Raw genomic sequence first — 16,968 nt, 5'->3', positions numbered from 1 at the left:
TAATTTTAAACATGAATGCACATATACTGGGCACCGACGAGCGTTTTTACATGATAGATATCGGCCGTTCATACAGTACGATAATAGACGATATCGAAAAGATAACCATTATAAAGGCTTTAGAACGTTCTCTGGGCAACCAGATAGCGGCATCGAAAGTATTGGGCCTGCACCGGAATACACTGCGCAATAAAATAAAAAAGTTCGGTATAGATGTGGGGAGATTTAAAAGATGAGCTTCTCGAATTTACCCGATAAACAGGGATTGTACGATCCGCGATTCGAACACGATTCTTGCGGCGTGGGATTCGTCTGCGATATTAAAGGAAGGCAGTCTCACGATATCGTGGAAAAGGGTATCGAGGTGCTCGAGCACCTGAGCCATCGTGGGGCGGTCGGAGCCGACCCTGACACAGGTGACGGGGCGGGGTTGACTATACAGATGCCGCACAAGTTTCTGGCCAAAGAATGCGGCGCTATCGGTATCTCTTTGCCCGGGCCGGGTTTTTACGGCGCAGGCTTGGTATTTCTTCCGACGGATGAGAAGGATAAAAAGATATGCACGGATATCTTTAAAAACGTGATCGTCGAAGAAGGCCAGGAACTTCTCGGCTGGCGCGATGTTGCCGTGGATAGTTCGGTAATAGGCAAAAGCGCCAAAGATACACTACCTTTCATAGCCCAGGTTTTTATCGGAAGAAACAAAGCCCTTAAAGACGAGCTTGCCTTTGAGAGAAAGCTCTACGTTATACGCAAACAGATCGAGAGCGCGGTCAAGGCGTCCGCCGTAAAACAGAAATCTTTTTTCTATATTACGAATATTTCTACCAGAACATTGGGTTATAAAGGGTTGCTGATGCCGCGCCAACTTAGAGGTTTTTTCCCCGATCTTAACGACGCGGCCATGGAAAGCTCTCTCTGCCTTGTCCATTCCCGGTATAGCACAAATACTTTCCCGACATGGGATCTCGCTCAGCCGTTCCGCTTTCTGGCGCACAACGGTGAGATAAATACCCTGCGGGGCAACATAAACTGGATAAGCGCGCGTGAACGGCTTATCGCCAGCGCGTTGTTCGGCACCGATATAGAGAAATTGAAACCCGTTATCGTGAAAGGCGGCAGTGATTCGTCTGCGATAGACAACGTATTCGAACTTCTCGTTTTATCCGGCCGGTCTTTAGAGCACGCCATGATGATGCTTATACCGGCGGCATGGGAGCGCGATAAGTTCATGGATGAGGAGCTTAAGGATTTTTATAAATATCACGCATGTTTCATGGAACCGTGGGACGGCCCGGCGGCTATAGCCTTTACCGACGGCAAGAATATCGGCGCTGTCCTCGACAGAAACGGCTTAAGGCCTGCGCGTTATATCGTAACCAAAAAAGATTTTGTAGTTATGGCGTCGGAAGTGGGCGTGCTTGATATACCGCCGGCGGACATTAAGTCCTGCGGGAGAATCGAGCCGGGTAAAATGTTCTTTATAGATACCGCGCTGGGCCGCATAGTGCATGATTCCGAGATAAAGAAGAACATATCCGCCCGGAAGCCTTACGGCGAATGGAATACCGGGAACATGCTTTACCTCGACGACATTGAAAGTAGCGGAACAGCCGACGCGAAATCCGAAGACATAATATCCGGCCTTAAGGCTTTCGGATATTCGCGCGAAGACCTTAAAATCATATTGAAGCCGATGGCGGAAGAAGGTAAAGAGCCTGTAGGTTCTATGGGCAACGATACCCCGCACGCTTTTTTATCCAAAAAACACCAGCTTCTGTATAACTATTTCAAACAACTATTCGCGCAGGTGACCAATCCGGCCATAGATTCGATAAGGGAAAAGATTGTAATGTCGCTCGAAAGCTTTATAGGTCCGGAAAAAAATATGCTGGAAGAGACGCCGGAGCATAGCCACAAGATAATGGTAAAAAATCCTATATTGACTAACGAGGAGTTTAAAAAGATACGGGATATAAGCATAAATGGTTTCAGGACGAAGACGATCTATACTTTTTTTGACGCGAAAAGCGGCGTCGAGGGATTTAGCCGGGCCCTGGACAGGATATGTTTTGAAGCCGAATATGCTATCGAGAAAGGATTCTCCTTCATAATATTGAGCGATCGCGGATCGGATAAGGACAATATCGCGTTGCCTTCGCTTTTGACCGCCAGCGCCGTCCATCAGCATCTGGTTAAGAAGACGATACGCTCGCAGGTCGCGCTGATCGTCGAGAGCGCGGAACCTCGGGAGGTCCATCACTTCGCGCTCCTTTTCGGATACGGCGCGGATTGCGTAAACCCGTATCTTGCTTATACAGCGATAGAATATCTTGTAAAAGAAAAAGAGGTGAAGCTGGGCATCGATGAGGCGCTCAAAAATTACAACAAAGCGCTGAAAGACGGGATATTAAAAATACTGTCGAAGATGGGAATATCCACCCTCAGGAGTTATCGTAGCGCGCAGATATTCGAAGCGTTGGGACTCGAAGAGAGTTTCTGCGAAAAATATTTTACCGGTACGATATCGAGGATCGGCGGCGCTGGCCTCAAAGAGATAGCGGATGAAGCGATCGCCAGGCATAAAGAGGCTTACCCCGAAAAAGGCGCGGATGATATGTGTCTTGCGAGCGGCGGCGTCTATCAATGGAAAAAAGACGGGGAGTTCCATCTATGGAATCCGGATAGCATAGCGGCGTTGCAGGATGCCGTGCGCAGTAATGATAGCACACGATATAAAGATTTCGCGCGCCTTATAAACGACCAGTCGGCCAATCCGACCACCTTAAGGAGTCTGTTAAAATTCAAAACCACAGCGGCGATCCCTGTCGATGAGGTCGAATCCGTCGAAAGCATAATGAAACGTTTCGCTACAGGGGCCATGAGTTTCGGATCAATCAGCGCGCCCGCCCATGAAACCATAGCTATCGCCATGAACAGGATAGGCGGGAAATCGAATACCGGCGAGGGCGGCGAGGACCCGGCGAGATTTGTAAAGCTTCCCAATGGAGATTCGAGGCGGAGCGCGATAAAACAGGTCGCCTCCGGCAGATTTGGCGTTACGACGAACTATCTTGTCAATGCCGACGAGATACAGATAAAGATCGCGCAGGGCGCTAAACCCGGCGAAGGCGGGCAGTTGCCCGGGCACAAAGTGAACGAGATAATTGCGCGGATAAGGCATACGACGCCCGGGGTTACGCTTATCTCTCCGCCGCCGCATCATGACATATATTCCATCGAAGATTTGGCACAGCTTATATTCGACTTAAAGAACGTAAATCCTTACGCGCGCATAAGTGTAAAACTCGTTTCGGAAGCCGGGGTCGGAACGGTAGCCTCGGGCGTGGCTAAAGGCCATGCCGATATGATCCTTATATCCGGGGGTGATGGCGGCACAGGCGCTTCCCCAAGGAGCTCGATAAGACATGCCGGGCTTCCGTGGGAACTGGGCCTTTCCGAGACGCACCAGACTCTCGTACTGAACGGACTGCGTTCACGGGTACGCATACAGACTGACGGACAGATGCGCACCGGCCGCGATGTCGCTATCGCGGCATTGCTGGGGGCCGAGGAGTACGGCTTCTGCACGGCGGTACTTGTTACAAGCGGTTGCGTTATGCTGAGACATTGCCATCTCAATAATTGTTCGGTCGGAGTGGCTACGCAGGATGATATTCTGCAGAAGCGTTTCAGGGGGAGCCCGGAATACATAGTGAATTATTTCCGGTTCGTGGCCGGGGATCTCCGCGAAATAATGGCCGGCCTGGGGATGCGGACGGTGGATGAGATGATAGGCAGGACGGATCTCCTCGAGACAAATAACGAAATAATTTCTTTAAAAACAAAAGGAATAGATTACTCGCGGATACTTTATAAGCCGAACATGCCCCAGAAGGCGGGCAGGTATTGCCCGGCTAATAGAATCGGGGTCTCCGACGCAGTTCTTGACAAAAAACTTATCGGGTTGTGCGCCGATACCTTCGGGAAGAACAAGCCGTCCAGGATTGCGACAGACATAAATAATACTGACAGGGCTGTAGGTGCTATGTTAAGCGGCGAGATCATAAGAAGGTGCGGCGATGGCGTGTTGTTGGAAGATACGGTAACTGTCAAGTTCAGGGGCACTGCCGGGCAGAGTTTCGGCGCTTTTCTTGTCAAAGGCATCACGTTTGAGCTGGAGGGCATGTCAAATGATTATGTGGGAAAGGGGATTTCGGGAGGGAAGATCATAGTCTATCCTGACGCTTCCGCCGGCTACTCGCCCGACGAGAATATAATCATAGGGAACACCGCTTTTTACGGGGCCATATCGGGCGAGGCGTATATATGCGGCGTCGCCGGCGAGAGGTTCTGTGTGCGAAGTTCGGGGTTGTATGCGGTAGTCGAGGGCGTCGGAGACCACGGTTGTGAGTACATGACGGGCGGAAGAGTTGTGATCCTGGGGCGTACGGGCAGGAATTTTGCCGCCGGTATGTCGGGAGGCATAGCGTACGTGTACGATGACGATGGATCTTTTAAAAACAGGTGCAACATGGATATGGTTACGCTGGAAGATGTGAAAGAATCCGACAGGGATACTATATATAATTTACTGCATAACCATTCAAAATACACAAAGAGCGTTAAGGCAGAAAAGATCATGGAAAATATGCATGTGGAATTAAAGAAATTCGTTAAGGTAATACCGGTAGAGTATAAACGCATACTGGAAGGCGTCAAGGTGGAAGAGAAGCTCGATCTCGCGGAGGCGATCGATGGGTGACCCCAGAGGATTCCTGAAGGTTTCGAGGCAGGGGGCCAGTTATAGGCCTGTTTGCGAACGCGTTCTGGATTTCCAGCACGCCGCGAAAGCGCGTCATGAAAAACAGTCGCGTGAACAGGCGTCGCGATGCATGGATTGCGCCACACCCTTTTGCCATTCGGCCTGTCCCGTCGGAAATTATATTCCCGAATGGAACGACTATATGTTCCGCGGCAACTGGGCAGGCGCCGTGAAATTACTGGAGGAATCTAATAACCTGCCCGAAATAACCGGGAGGGTATGCCCTGCTGTATGCGAATACGCGTGTGTGCTGGGTCTAAACGACGATCCTGTGACTATACGCGAAAATGAACTCGCCATTGTGGAGTTTGGTTTTAAGAATGGTCTGATCAAGCCCAGGCCCATAAAACGCCCGAACCCTAAAAAGATAGCGGTTATCGGATCGGGCCCGGCCGGGTTATCCTGCGCAGTACAGCTCAATGGCTTAGGCCATAACGTCACTGTTTTTGAGCGCTCGGATAAACCGGGAGGCATATTGCGTTATGGTATCCCCGATTTCAAGCTCGAGAAACATATTATAGACAGGCGGCTTGAGATATGGAGAAAGGAAGGAATTGTTTTTAAAACAGGTATAAATGTGGGCGTAGATTATAAAGCCGGGAAGCTTTTAAAAGAGTTCGACGCGGTTTGTTTGGCGGGCGGCTCCGGCGTTCCGCGGGACATTAAGATAGAAGGGAGAGAATTGGCCGGCATATATTTTGCTATGGATTACCTCTCCCAGTCAAATGCCCGCCATGCCGGGAAAAAGATTTCGAAAAAAGATTTGATAGATGCCGGGGGCAAAACGGTTGTCGTTATAGGCGGTGGAGATACCGGCTCCGACTGTGTGGGCACGGCCAATCGTCAGGGGGCCGCCTGTGTGGTGCAGATAGAGGTTTTACCGCGCCCGCCTGAGAGCAGGACGGGAGCCTGTCCATGGCCGAAGTATCCGACGCTGTTGAAGACGACCTCGAGCCATGAAGAAGGGTGCGCCCGCCACTGGGAAGTAACCACGAAACGGTTTGGCGGCCAAGACGGTGTTGTAAAAAAACTATGTTGTGTAAAAGGCGGGAAAGAATTTGATATTGCCGCGGACATGGTGATCCTGGCCGTAGGTTTCCTGCATCCCGAGCATTCCGCCCTTTTAGCAGATCTCAATGTCGCTTTCGATGATCGAGGCAATGTAAAAACGGATTCAGATTATATGACGTCCGTCGAAGGGGTGTTCTCCGCCGGCGACATGAGGCGCGGACAATCGCTGGTGGTATGGGCCATATCGGAGGGCCGCCGTGCGGCTTATTGCATGGATAGATACCTCGAGGTAGAAAAATGATCAGCACAGGGGTGAGAAGTTTAGATAGCGTCTTGACGGGTTTAAGGGCCGGGGACAATGTCGTCTGGCAGATAGACGATATAAAAGATTATGCCCGTCTTGTAAAATCCTTTGTGGAACAGTCGCTGGAAGATAAGAAAAAGATCATCTATATAAGGTTTGCGTCCCATAAAGAACTTATCAGGCCGTCGAAACTGATAAAGCGATATGAGCTCAATGCCAACGATGGCTTTGAATCTTTTACGACGAACGTCAATGGTATTATTACTCAGGAGGGGGAAGGCGCGTATTATGTTTTCGATTGTCTCTCGGAGCTTCTTTCGGCGTGGGCCAGTGATCTCATGATAGGTAATTTTTTCATGGTTACGTGCCCGTATCTCTATGAGCTTAAGACGGTCACATATTTTTCGATATTGCGTAATAATCATTCCTTCAAATCAATAGCCCGTATACGTGAGACGACACAGCTTTTGATAGATGTCTATAATTGCGAGGGCAGTACTTATATACACCCTTTGAAGGTATGGAACCGTTATTCTCCGACCATGTTCCTGCCGCACCGTAAAGAGAAAGACAGATATTTTCCCATCATAGACAGCGCCAATGCCGTAAAGATACTGTCGCATATTTATGAAAAAGGTTCCGAGAGCGCCCGGCGCAATCTCGATTACTGGGATCGCTTATTCCTCGAGGCGGAAGATATCCTGAAAAATAATCCGGCGAAAGAGAGCGTGAAGAGAATGGTCAGGAAGCTCTCCGGAATAATGATGACCGCGAACAAGAAGCTTCTGGCGCTTGTAACGAGTAATTTTTCGCTCGAAGAGCTCGTAGATATAAAATCCAGATTGATAGGAACGGGTTTTGTCGGAGGTAAAAGCGTCGGCATGCTTCTATCCAGGAAGGTCCTTTCCAAAAAAATACCGGACTGGCGGTCGCTTTCCGAGCCGCATGATTCGTTTTATATAGGTTCAGACATATTCTATTCATATATAGTGCAGAACCGCTGGTGGAAATTGCGCATGCAACAGAAGACGGAAGAGGGGTACTTTACAAGCGCGAAGATATTGAGAGAAAAAATGCTTTATGGGGTTTTCTTCGAGGATACCATGGAACATTTTCAGCGAATCATAGAATATTTCGGGTCGTCTCCCATCATAATACGCTCAAGCTCATTGCTTGAAGACGGATTCGGTAATGCCTTCGCCGGGAAATACGAGAGCATATTTTTAGCCAATCAGGGCAGTCCCGAACAGAGATACATCCAGTTCGCGGAAGCCGTGAAAAAGATATATGCGAGCACTATGAACGAAGACGCTCTCGTGTACAGAAAACAGCGCGGCTTGGATAAGATGGATGAGCAGATGGCTCTCCTTGTGCAACGCGTTTCCGGCTCTCAGCGAAAAGATTATTTCTTTCCGGATCTTGCGGGAGTAGGCGTGTCTTACAATACTTATGTATGGAATGAGGATATGGATCCGAGGGCGGGAATGCTCAGGATCGTATTCGGTCTCGGCACAAGGGCGGTCAACCGTGTCGAGGGCGACTACCCGCGGATGGTGGCTCTCGATAATCCGTTACAACGCACTTATTCGGAAAGAGACGCGCTGAAGAGATTTTCACAGCACGATGTAGATGTGATAAACACAAAAGATAATATTTTTAAGACGGTTTCTTTCGACGATATTATAAAGGAGGAATTGCCGATTGATATAGATCGTATAGCGATAAAAGATTATGACGCTATGCGCATGATTAAAGAAATGGGAGAGGAGGAAAGGGAGTGCTGGATACCGACCCTCGACGGTGTATTCAAAGATAATATACTGACGAACCGTTTCAGGAAGATTTTGGGCGCGCTCGAAGGGGCCTACCGTTATCCCGTAGAGATAGAATTTACCGTAAACTTTACCGGCGATAATAAATTCAAAATAAACCTTCTGCAATGCCGGCCTTTGCAGACGCGGGGCCTGGGCGTCAAAGTAGATATGCCGTCCCGCATAAATAAAGAAGATATTCTTTTTCACGCGCATGGTAATTTTCTCGGCGGGAATGTATCGCAGGACATAAAAAGAGTCATATATATTGACCTGAAAAAATACGGCGGACTTTCGCAGGCGGATAAGTATGAGGTTGCCCGTATGGTAGGCGCGCTGAACAGAGGAATAGAAGACAAGGAGAAACTGCCCACGCTTCTTATGGGGCCGGGGCGATGGGGCGCTACGACCCCTTCCATGGGCGTCCCGGTAAAATTCGCCGAGATAAATAACATAACGGTTCTCGCGGAGGTCGCCTCCTCGGCGGAAAATATCATGCCCGAGCTTTCTTTCGGTACGCATTTTTTTCAGGACCTGGTTGAGACGAACATATTATACGTTGCGTTATTTCCTGAAAAAGAGAACACGGTGTTAAATAAGAAGTGGCTTTCCGGGTCGGAAGACGTTTTCATGAAACTACTGCCGCAAGCGGGCAGATTTAAAGATATCGTCGGAGTATATGAAGTGGACGGGAGGAGTTTGAAAATAATGTCGGATGTCGTATCGCAAAAGATAATATGTTTTTCAAAACAAGGGAAGGCGTGACATGGCAAAATACATATTTGTAACGGGTGGAGTGGTTTCGAGCCTGGGTAAAGGCATAACGGCGGCTTCTATCGGTAAGATACTCGAATCCAAGGGGCTTTCGGTTACGCTGATAAAATGCGATCCGTACCTGAATGTCGACCCTGGCACGATGAGCCCCTATCAGCACGGAGAGGTTTATGTTCTTGATGACGGCGCCGAGACGGACTTGGACCTCGGCCATTATGAGCGTTTTACGAACGCGCGTCTTACCAGGGATAATAATATAACTACGGGCAAGATATATTATTCCGTTATAACCAAGGAACGCCGCGGCGATTATCTGGGCAAGACCGTGCAGATAATACCGCATATCACCGATGAAATAAAGGGCGCGATAAAAAAAGTCGCCAAAAACAGCAAGGTCGATGTTGTCATAGTAGAAATAGGCGGCACCGTCGGAGACATAGAGAGCCTGCCGTTCCTTGAGGCGATAAGGCAGTTGCGGTTGGAAGTGGGCGCGGGCTATGCGATAAATGTCCATGTAACGCTTGTCCCTTATATAAGAGCGGCCGGCGAGATAAAGACCAAGCCGACACAGCACAGCGTAGGCACTCTTCGCGAAATAGGCATAATCCCGGATATAATCATATGCAGGACGGAAAAAGACCTTCCTGCGGAGACCAGAGCGAAGATAGCGCTATTCTGCAACGTCGACGCCGAAGCCGTTATACAGGCCATAGACGTGGAGAGTATTTATGAAGTTCCGGTTTGTATTAAAGAAGAAGGTATAGATAGGCTTATAGCGCGCCTATTGAAACTTAAATGCGACGGTGGTGACCTGTCCGCGTGGAAAAAGTCGGTGATAAACAGGCTCAAACAGCCGTCGGGAGAAGTAGAGATAGCCGTTATCGGTAAATATATAACGCTTCAGGACGCGTACAAATCCATATACGAGGCGCTTATTCATGGCGCCATAGCGAATGATGTCAAACTAAAAATAAGAAAAGTGGATTCGGAAGATATAGAAAATGACGGCGCGGATGCTCACCTGAGAGGTGTTTGCGGCGTACTTGTACCCGGTGGTTTCGGTTCGCGCGGCATAGAAGGCAAGATAAAGGCTATACAATACGCCAGAGAGAATAATATCCCGTACCTTGGATTATGTCTTGGGATGCAGACGGCGATTATCGAAATTGCCAGGAACGTCTGCGGCATGAAGAACGCCAATTCTACCGAATTCGATAAACGCACAAAGTTTCCCGTGATAAGCCTTCTCGAGGAACAGAAAAACGTAAAAATAAAAGGCGCTACGATGCGGCTTGGCGATTATGGATGCGCGTTGAAAAAAGGTTCCAGAGCGCGCGGAATATATAAAAAAGAAAAGATCCTCGAGCGCCACCGCCATCGATATGAGTTTAATAATAAATACAGGGCCGCGCTGGAAAAAGGCGGCGCTGTATTCAGCGGTATATGCCATGGGCGAGATTTGGTTGAGATAATAGAGTTAAAAGGCCATCCATGGTTTATGGCGTGCCAATTTCACCCTGAATTTAAATCCAAGCCTGATAAAGCGCATCCGCTCTTCAGTGATTTTATAAAGGCTTCTCTTAAAAAGAAACAATAAGAAGCGTTTATAGTCTTGACGGAATAAAAGTTTCATGCTTTAATCGATCAAGATAGAAAAAGTGGGGAGGTCGGTGAACCGGCCTGAGAGTCTCCGTAGTAACGGGGTTACCCAAAGAACCTGATCTGGATAATGCCAGCGGAGGGATGAGATATTATGAAGTAGTCCTTATGCTATGGCGAAACCAGGTGTAAGGATTTTTTATTTTCAGGATGTTTGAAAAAGGAGGAGAAGAAAATGGTATTGGATGAGATAAAGATATCGAAGGCGATAATAGAATCATACAGCAATAAACTGATCAATGCTTTAGATGTGGATGTGGCTATCGCCGGCGCGGGACCCGCCGGGATGGTGTGCGGATACTATCTGGCAAAAGCCGGAAAGAGGGTGGTTTTATTCGAACGGAAACTTTCCGTGGGCGGAGGAATGTGGGGCGGCGGCATAATGTTCAATGAGATCGTCGTCCAGAAAGAGGCGAAGAGCATCCTCGACGAGTTTGGTGTCAGGAGCCGGCTCTACGAGGATAATTATTACCTCGCCGATTCGATAGACGCCGTTTCTACCATATGCTCGAAGAGCGTGCATGCAGGCCTCCGGATATTCAATCTCCTGAGCGTCGAAGACGTTATGGTCAGGTCCAAGCGCGTATGCGGGCTTGTTTTGAACTGGACATCCGTCGAGATGGCGAAACTGCATGTCGATCCTATCACCATGAGAGCGAAATTCGTAGTTGACGCCACCGGCCATCCCGCCGAGGTTACGCGGGTTGTGGAGCGGAAATCGGGCATCGCGTTCAATACGAAGACCGGCAAGATGATGGGTGAACAGTCGATGTGGGCCGAGGCGGGGGAGAATACTATCGTGAAGAATTCGAAGGAGATATGCCCCGGGCTATACGCCTGCGGGATGTGCGCGAACGCCGTATTCGGAGGCCCGCGAATGGGGCCGATATTCGGTGGTATGCTTCTGGCGGGAAAGAAGGTCGCAGGCGACTTACTTAAGAGGTTGTAGGCATCGAGTACGTATGCTAAAATAATGGAGATATTTAAATAGTCGGCCATTAAATCCATTAAACGGATCAGGGAACTGCATGAGCATATATACGACGGTGAAGTTTTACAATATTACCGCGGATGAAGTCGTAGGGATATTGAACAGCGATCCTGCCATAGGTCTTAGCGAAGCGGAGGCCGCCAAAGCTCTGGTCGAGGCCGGCCCGAACCAACTCCAGGGTAAGAAGGGGCCCGGGCCTCTGTCTATCTTCCTGGGGCAGTTCAAGGATTTTATCATATGGGTGCTGATAGGCGCCGCCTTTGTGTCCGGATTCCTGCAGGAATGGATAGACGCGCTGGCGATCGTCGCGATAGTCATACTTAATGCCCTCTTAGGTTTTATCCAGGAGTACCGGGCGGAAAAATCGCTTGCCGCGTTGAAAAAATTATCAAATCCCACCTCAAAAGTTATCCGCGATGGTAAACATAAAGTCATCCCCTCGTCGGAATTGGTTCCGGGCGATATAGTCGAGATAGAATCGGGCGACAGCATTCCTGCCGATAGCCGTTTGATCCGGGTAAGTGTTAATTTCGGCGTACAGGAAGCCAGCTTGACGGGGGAATCGACGCCTGTCGTAAAGACGGTTCGTGCATTAGAAGAAAAAGATATCCCGCTCGCTGACCGGGCGAATATGGTTTATATGGGAACCTCGGTTGCCTCAGGCAAGGCCAGGGCGGTCGTAGTGCATACCGGCATGCAGACGGAATTGGGAAAGATCGCGGGGCTCGTACAGTCGATCGGGCATGAAACTACGCCTCTACAGAAAAAGTTGGAGGCCTTTGGCAAGTGGATAGTATATTTGTGTTTTGCGCTGGTAGGCATGGTCTTCTTGCTCGGATGGCTGCGTGGCGGCAAAATAATAGACGTTTTTCTGACATCGGTGAGCCTGGCGGTCGCCGCCATTCCGGAAGGGCTACCCGCCGTAGTTACCATCGCTTTAGCGTTGGGCGTTCACCGGATGGTCAGGCGCCACGCGCTTATACGTAAACTCCCTTCCGTCGAGACATTGGGTTGCGCTACGGTCATCTGCTCGGACAAGACTGGCACTCTGACTAAAAACGAGATGACGGTGCAGAGGATATTCGCCGGAGGCCGGCTCTACGAGGCGACCGGTATCGGATACGCTCCCAAGGGAGATATTTTCGTAGATAAAAATCGAATCACTCCTGCTGACCACCCCGACTTGCAGAATGTCCTGCGTTGCGGCGTGTTGTGTAATGGCGCTGAACTGGTCGAGGATGCCGGGGTATACAGGATAGTGGGCGACCCCACCGAAGGCGCTATTTTAACTATCGCCGGCAAGGCCGGATTTACCAAAGGCGTATTGGAAAAAGAATATCCGTTTATCGATGAGATACCGTTTGACCCTGACAGAAAAAAGATGACGATCATCCGTTCTGGTAACGGCCGGACGATAGCGTTCGTTAAAGGCGCTCCCGATATGTTGCTTGGTGATTGTGTCAATATCGAGGAAGGCGGCACAGTCAGGCGATTGACGGATCAGGATAAAAATAATATCCAAAAGATGAATGATGAACTGGCCGCCGGAGCGATGAGAGTACTGGCGGTCGCTTACAGGATGCTCGATAAAGGCCATGAAAAGTATGATGCTCAAAATGTCGAGGCGGGCCTTACATTCTCGGGCCTTATCGCGATGATAGACCCGCCGCGCGAGGAAGTGAAGAAGGCTATAGAGGAGTGCGCCCGCGCCGGAATAAAAACGGTTATGATAACCGGGGATCATAAAAATACGGCGGTAGCCATAGCGAAGGCGCTCGGTTTTTTTACGGCTACTTCTTCGGCGCTAAGCGGCGGCGAACTGGATAAGCTGACCGACGAGGAGCTTTATGAAAAAGTTAGAAATATTTCGGTGTATGCCAGGGTATCGCCGGAACATAAGCTGAGAGTTGTGCGCGCCTGGCGCGCTCACGGCGAGGTGGTGGCTATGACCGGCGACGGTGTTAACGATGCCCCCGCGGTAAAGGAAGCGGATATAGGTGTTGCCATGGGCATCACGGGCACCGATGTTACCAAAGAGGTGTCGGACATGGTGGTAACAGACGATAATTTCGCGTCGATAGTAGCGGCCGTCGAGGAAGGCCGCGGCATTTACGACAACATAAAGAAATTCATTCACTACCTTTTATCGTGCAACGCCGGGGAAATACTGGTGATGTTCACGTCGTCTCTCATAGGTTTGCCCGCGCCGCTTTTACCGATACACATATTGTGGGTGAATCTCGTAACGGACGGCCTGCCGGCCTTGGCTCTCGGGGTAGATCCCGTGGATCCCGGTGTTATGACGCGCCCACCGCGTAAAAGCGCAGAGGCAGTTATCACAAAAGACCGTGTAGTGCTGATGCTGGCGCAGGGCTCGTTCATCGCTTTTTGCAGTTTGCTTGCGTTCGTCCTCGTGCTTTTCGTAGAAAAGGAAGGGCTCGGCCGCGCGCGAACCGCGGCATTCATAGTGCTTGCCTGTTCGCAATTATTCCATTCCTTCAACTGCCGGAGCATGGATGTATCGCTGTTCAAATTAGGGATATTCACGAATAAAAAATTGATCCTCGCGACCTCGATCTCGTTTGTTCTGCTGATGGTAGTCGTGTACGTTCCTTTTTTGCAGACGATCTTTAAGACGGAACCGTTGGGGCTCTTCGACTGGATACTTGTATTGGCAATATCTTCGCTTCCTTTATGGGCGGTGGAAGCCTGGAAGCTTTTAAAAAGAAACGCGCGTGAAGTTCCATTAAGAACCGCATAGGAGTACAGATAAATGAAAAAGACACCAAAAAGCTATACGATTGGCGACAAAAGTATAGACGGCCTCATAACTAAGCTTGCCGGTTCGTCTTGTTCTCCCGACACAGAAGACTTATTGCGCGAAATACTAACGACTTCCGTCAAACTTGGCAGGGAATGTAGCGACAAGGGGGATCTCAAGCTCGTAAACAATGCTCTCAAGGAACTGCGGTTCTCTTTCAAGATATTTTCACCGTATAGAAATATTAAAAAGGTAATCATATTCGGCTCGGCGCGCTCGAAGAAAACATCGGCCGAATATAAAATGGCTGAAGATTTCGCGCGAAAGCTGACGGCGAAAGGTTACATGATAGTAACCGGCGGCGGCTCCGGAGTCATGGAGGGCGGCAATAAAGGCGCGGCCTCCGGCAAAGAGTTCGCGCTCAATATCCGGCTTCCTTTTGAGCAAAAGCCAAACCCGTACATCGACGAGAAAGACAAGATAATCAACTTCAAATATTTTTTCACGAGGAAGCTGATATTTATCAAAGAGACCGACGCGACAGCGCTTTTTCCCGGAGGGTTCGGCACACATGATGAAGGATTCGAAATGCTTACCCTGGTTCAGACGGGCAAGTCGAAGCCCAGGCCGATAGTTATGATGGAGCCGGAGGGTTCGGCATACTGGGCCGCGTGGAAACGTTTTGTTTCCGGGCAGATGGAGCGTAACGGCTTTATAGAAAAGATAGACCTGAGTCTTTTTCATATTGCGCATTCCACCGACGAGGCGATTAAATACATAGAAGATTTTTACAGGGTATACCATTCAATAAGATACGTGTCCGGCTTGACCGTTCTGCGGTTGAACAGAGATATTTCGCCCGGGACTTTAGAGCTTTTAAATAAAGAATTCAAAGATATTCTAAGGCGCGGCGATATCAGGATCTCGCCCCCGATGGCTAAGGAAATACAGCAGGATGAGTATTTATACTTGCCGAGGCTCGTCATGAACTTCAATATGCACGACTATGGCCGGCTTTATGAGATGATAAATATCATTAACAAAGATTAGCGTATTAACGAGTTTATTTTTATGAAGAGAACCGGAAAGTTTTATGTATATATCGTCGAGTGCAAGGACGGGACATATTATACCGGGTACACGCCGGATCTGAAGAACCGTTTAAAGGTACATAACAGCGGTAAGGGCGCGAAATATACACGGGACCGGCGTCCGGTAAATTTGGTATGGCATAAAAAGTATAAACGGTTTAAACCGGCGTTCAGGCTTGAGAAGCTGATCAAGCAATTGACCAGGCCGCAAAAAGTAGCGCTGGTAAACGGAAGAAGGCTCGACAGGGTATTGGCTGACGCCGGTATCAGGAGACGACGATCGAGGGAGGGCGAAAATGGCGGTTTACTTAATAGCGGAAGTTAAAGACATTGTAAATAAGGAGAAGTACGACGAGTATAGCCAAAAGATTCCACCGACACTTAAGAAATTCGGCGGACAATACCTGGCTCGCGGCGGGAAAATAACCGTAGCGTCGGGCGATTGGAACCCATCGTGGATTACCATGATAAAATTTGAATCGATTGATAAGTTTAACGCGTGGTGGCATTCGCCCGAGTATAAGGCGATCGCCATGCTACGCGAAAAAGCGAGCAGGACGAATGTGGTAGTTGTGGAAGGGGTATAGCGTGTCAGTTTATATGATCGTTGAAGCAAAATGATTTAGGGACGGTTCTGAAGCTGAGATTAGACCTGTCCCTTTCTACATGACAGAAGTATAATGGGGACAGGTCTGGGATGGCGACGAGAACCGTCCCTTACGTGCTTACGTGAATATGTGAATGCGAAAGAGGCAGAAAATGGATATTTACAAAAAATCATATCAGACTAAGAATGGTTTAGTTGAAGGGGTTCAGGTTAAGTGGTCTAATTTTAGCATTCTACTGGTAGCCGGCAAAAAGGCATTTTTGACGTGCGGCGTTTTTGATCTGGATATTATAGATGCTTTTGGTGGAGCGGCTGCCATAGTAGAAAGTACGCCTGATAATCCCATCGGCAATTTAGAGCGATTCCCAAACAGAAAAATTACCAAAGTTAATTCGAAAGCAAAAACCTTAGGTATTACCATAGGGATGGATGTTAAAGATGCCTTTGAAATAATAGCATGAAGAAAGTATTTCTAAAAACTTTCGGATGGCCGGTGGCAGGATTATAGTAATGCGATGCGAAGCTTGGCCGAAGCAGTGGTTGGGGAATAAAAAGGAATGAGCATGAAAAAATTCACTTTGATCGTTGGATTTTTGCTTATGAGCGCGATTGCATTTGCTCAAGAGATCGACAGGTCTCTTTTGCAAGGGTATGACGCGGCTCTGGTGATCTATAATCGCGCAACCGGTGAGATGGTCAATATTAATCCCGCGCGCGCTAACCAGCGTCTTGCGCCCTGTTCGACATTCAAGATTTACAACACTCTTATCGGGCTGGAGCTCGGGCTTATCAAGGACGCTGATGAGCCGTGGTATAAGTGGGATGAGGTGAAGCGTGATATAGAAGGGTGGAATCAGGACTTAACGCTACGTGAGGCGTTTCGGGTGTCGGCCGTTCCTGCATATCAGATATTGGCGTGGGAAATAGGCGAAGCCCGGATGAAGGAATATATTGAAAAGATCGGCTACGGCTCACAGGATATTTCATCAGGGATCGATATTTTCTGGCTTCCGCGTCCGGATACTACATCCATCAAGATCAGCGCGGATGAGCAGGTTGCTCTTTTGAATAAGCTTTTGGACGGTAAACTTCCGTTCTCTGAAAAGAATATCGCGATACTACGCGATATTATGC

12 protein-coding genes and 1 riboswitch are annotated in these 16,968 nt (G+C 48.9%); all 12 genes read left to right on the top strand.

The window, feature by feature from the left end; all coding sequences use genetic code 11:
* Nucleotides 1-11: 11 nt before the first annotated feature.
* Nucleotides 12-236 (top strand): helix-turn-helix domain-containing protein, encoded by a 225-nt coding sequence (locus PHS46_06325; protein ID MDD3906124.1) that lies wholly within the window; start codon nt 12-14, stop codon nt 234-236.
* A complete protein-coding gene (gene gltB, locus PHS46_06320) occupies nt 233-4,765 on the top strand; it encodes a glutamate synthase large subunit (GenBank protein ID MDD3906123.1) in 4,533 nt (1,510 codons plus the stop codon). Before PHS46_06325 ends, gltB begins: the two co-directional genes overlap by 4 nt.
* Nucleotides 4,758-6,137, top strand: a complete 1,380-nt coding sequence (locus PHS46_06315) for a glutamate synthase subunit beta (GenBank protein MDD3906122.1) — start codon at nt 4,758-4,760, stop codon at nt 6,135-6,137. Before gltB ends, PHS46_06315 begins: the two co-directional genes overlap by 8 nt.
* Nucleotides 6,134-8,716 carry a PEP/pyruvate-binding domain-containing protein gene (locus PHS46_06310; protein ID MDD3906121.1) on the top strand — a complete coding sequence of 861 codons (2,583 nt, stop codon included), beginning with the start codon at nt 6,134-6,136 and terminating at the stop codon, nt 8,714-8,716. Before PHS46_06315 ends, PHS46_06310 begins: the two co-directional genes overlap by 4 nt.
* A 1-nt stretch (nt 8,717) precedes the next feature.
* Nucleotides 8,718-10,322, top strand: coding sequence for a CTP synthase (locus tag PHS46_06305; protein ID MDD3906120.1), 1,605 nt, complete (start codon nt 8,718-8,720; stop codon nt 10,320-10,322).
* 52 nt (nt 10,323-10,374) lie between these two features.
* Nucleotides 10,375-10,486: riboswitch (TPP riboswitch) on the top strand.
* A 73-nt stretch (nt 10,487-10,559) separates the two neighbouring features.
* Nucleotides 10,560-11,333 carry a sulfide-dependent adenosine diphosphate thiazole synthase gene (locus PHS46_06300; GenBank protein ID MDD3906119.1) on the top strand — a complete coding sequence of 258 codons (774 nt, stop codon included), beginning with the start codon at nt 10,560-10,562 and terminating at the stop codon, nt 11,331-11,333.
* A 79-nt stretch (nt 11,334-11,412) separates the two neighbouring features.
* Entirely contained in the window at nt 11,413-14,136 is a 2,724-nt protein-coding gene (locus tag PHS46_06295; GenBank protein ID MDD3906118.1) for a calcium-translocating P-type ATPase, SERCA-type, read from the top strand.
* Between the two features lie 12 nt (nt 14,137-14,148).
* Nucleotides 14,149-15,186 (top strand): LOG family protein, encoded by a 1,038-nt coding sequence (locus PHS46_06290; GenBank protein ID MDD3906117.1) that lies wholly within the window; start codon nt 14,149-14,151, stop codon nt 15,184-15,186.
* Nucleotides 15,187-15,207: 21 nt separating this feature from the next.
* Nucleotides 15,208-15,552 (top strand): GIY-YIG nuclease family protein, encoded by a 345-nt coding sequence (locus tag PHS46_06285; protein ID MDD3906116.1) that lies wholly within the window; start codon nt 15,208-15,210, stop codon nt 15,550-15,552.
* A complete protein-coding gene (locus PHS46_06280) occupies nt 15,524-15,814 on the top strand; it encodes a DUF1330 domain-containing protein (GenBank protein MDD3906115.1) in 291 nt (96 codons plus the stop codon). Before PHS46_06285 ends, PHS46_06280 begins: the two co-directional genes overlap by 29 nt.
* A gap of 172 nt (nt 15,815-15,986) precedes the next feature.
* On the top strand, nt 15,987-16,295 hold the full coding sequence (locus PHS46_06275; GenBank protein ID MDD3906114.1) for a DUF1805 domain-containing protein: 309 nt from the start codon (nt 15,987-15,989) through the stop codon (nt 16,293-16,295).
* A 102-nt stretch (nt 16,296-16,397) separates the two neighbouring features.
* The coding region (locus PHS46_06270; GenBank protein MDD3906113.1) for a penicillin-binding transpeptidase domain-containing protein at nt 16,398-16,968 on the top strand (571 nt) is incomplete at its 3' end.

Source organism: Candidatus Omnitrophota bacterium (assembly GCA_028699255.1).
Lineage (GTDB): Bacteria > Omnitrophota > Gorgyraeia > 2-01-FULL-45-10 > 2-01-FULL-45-10 > FEN-1322.
This window is presented reverse-complemented; position numbering and strand designations above follow the sequence as displayed.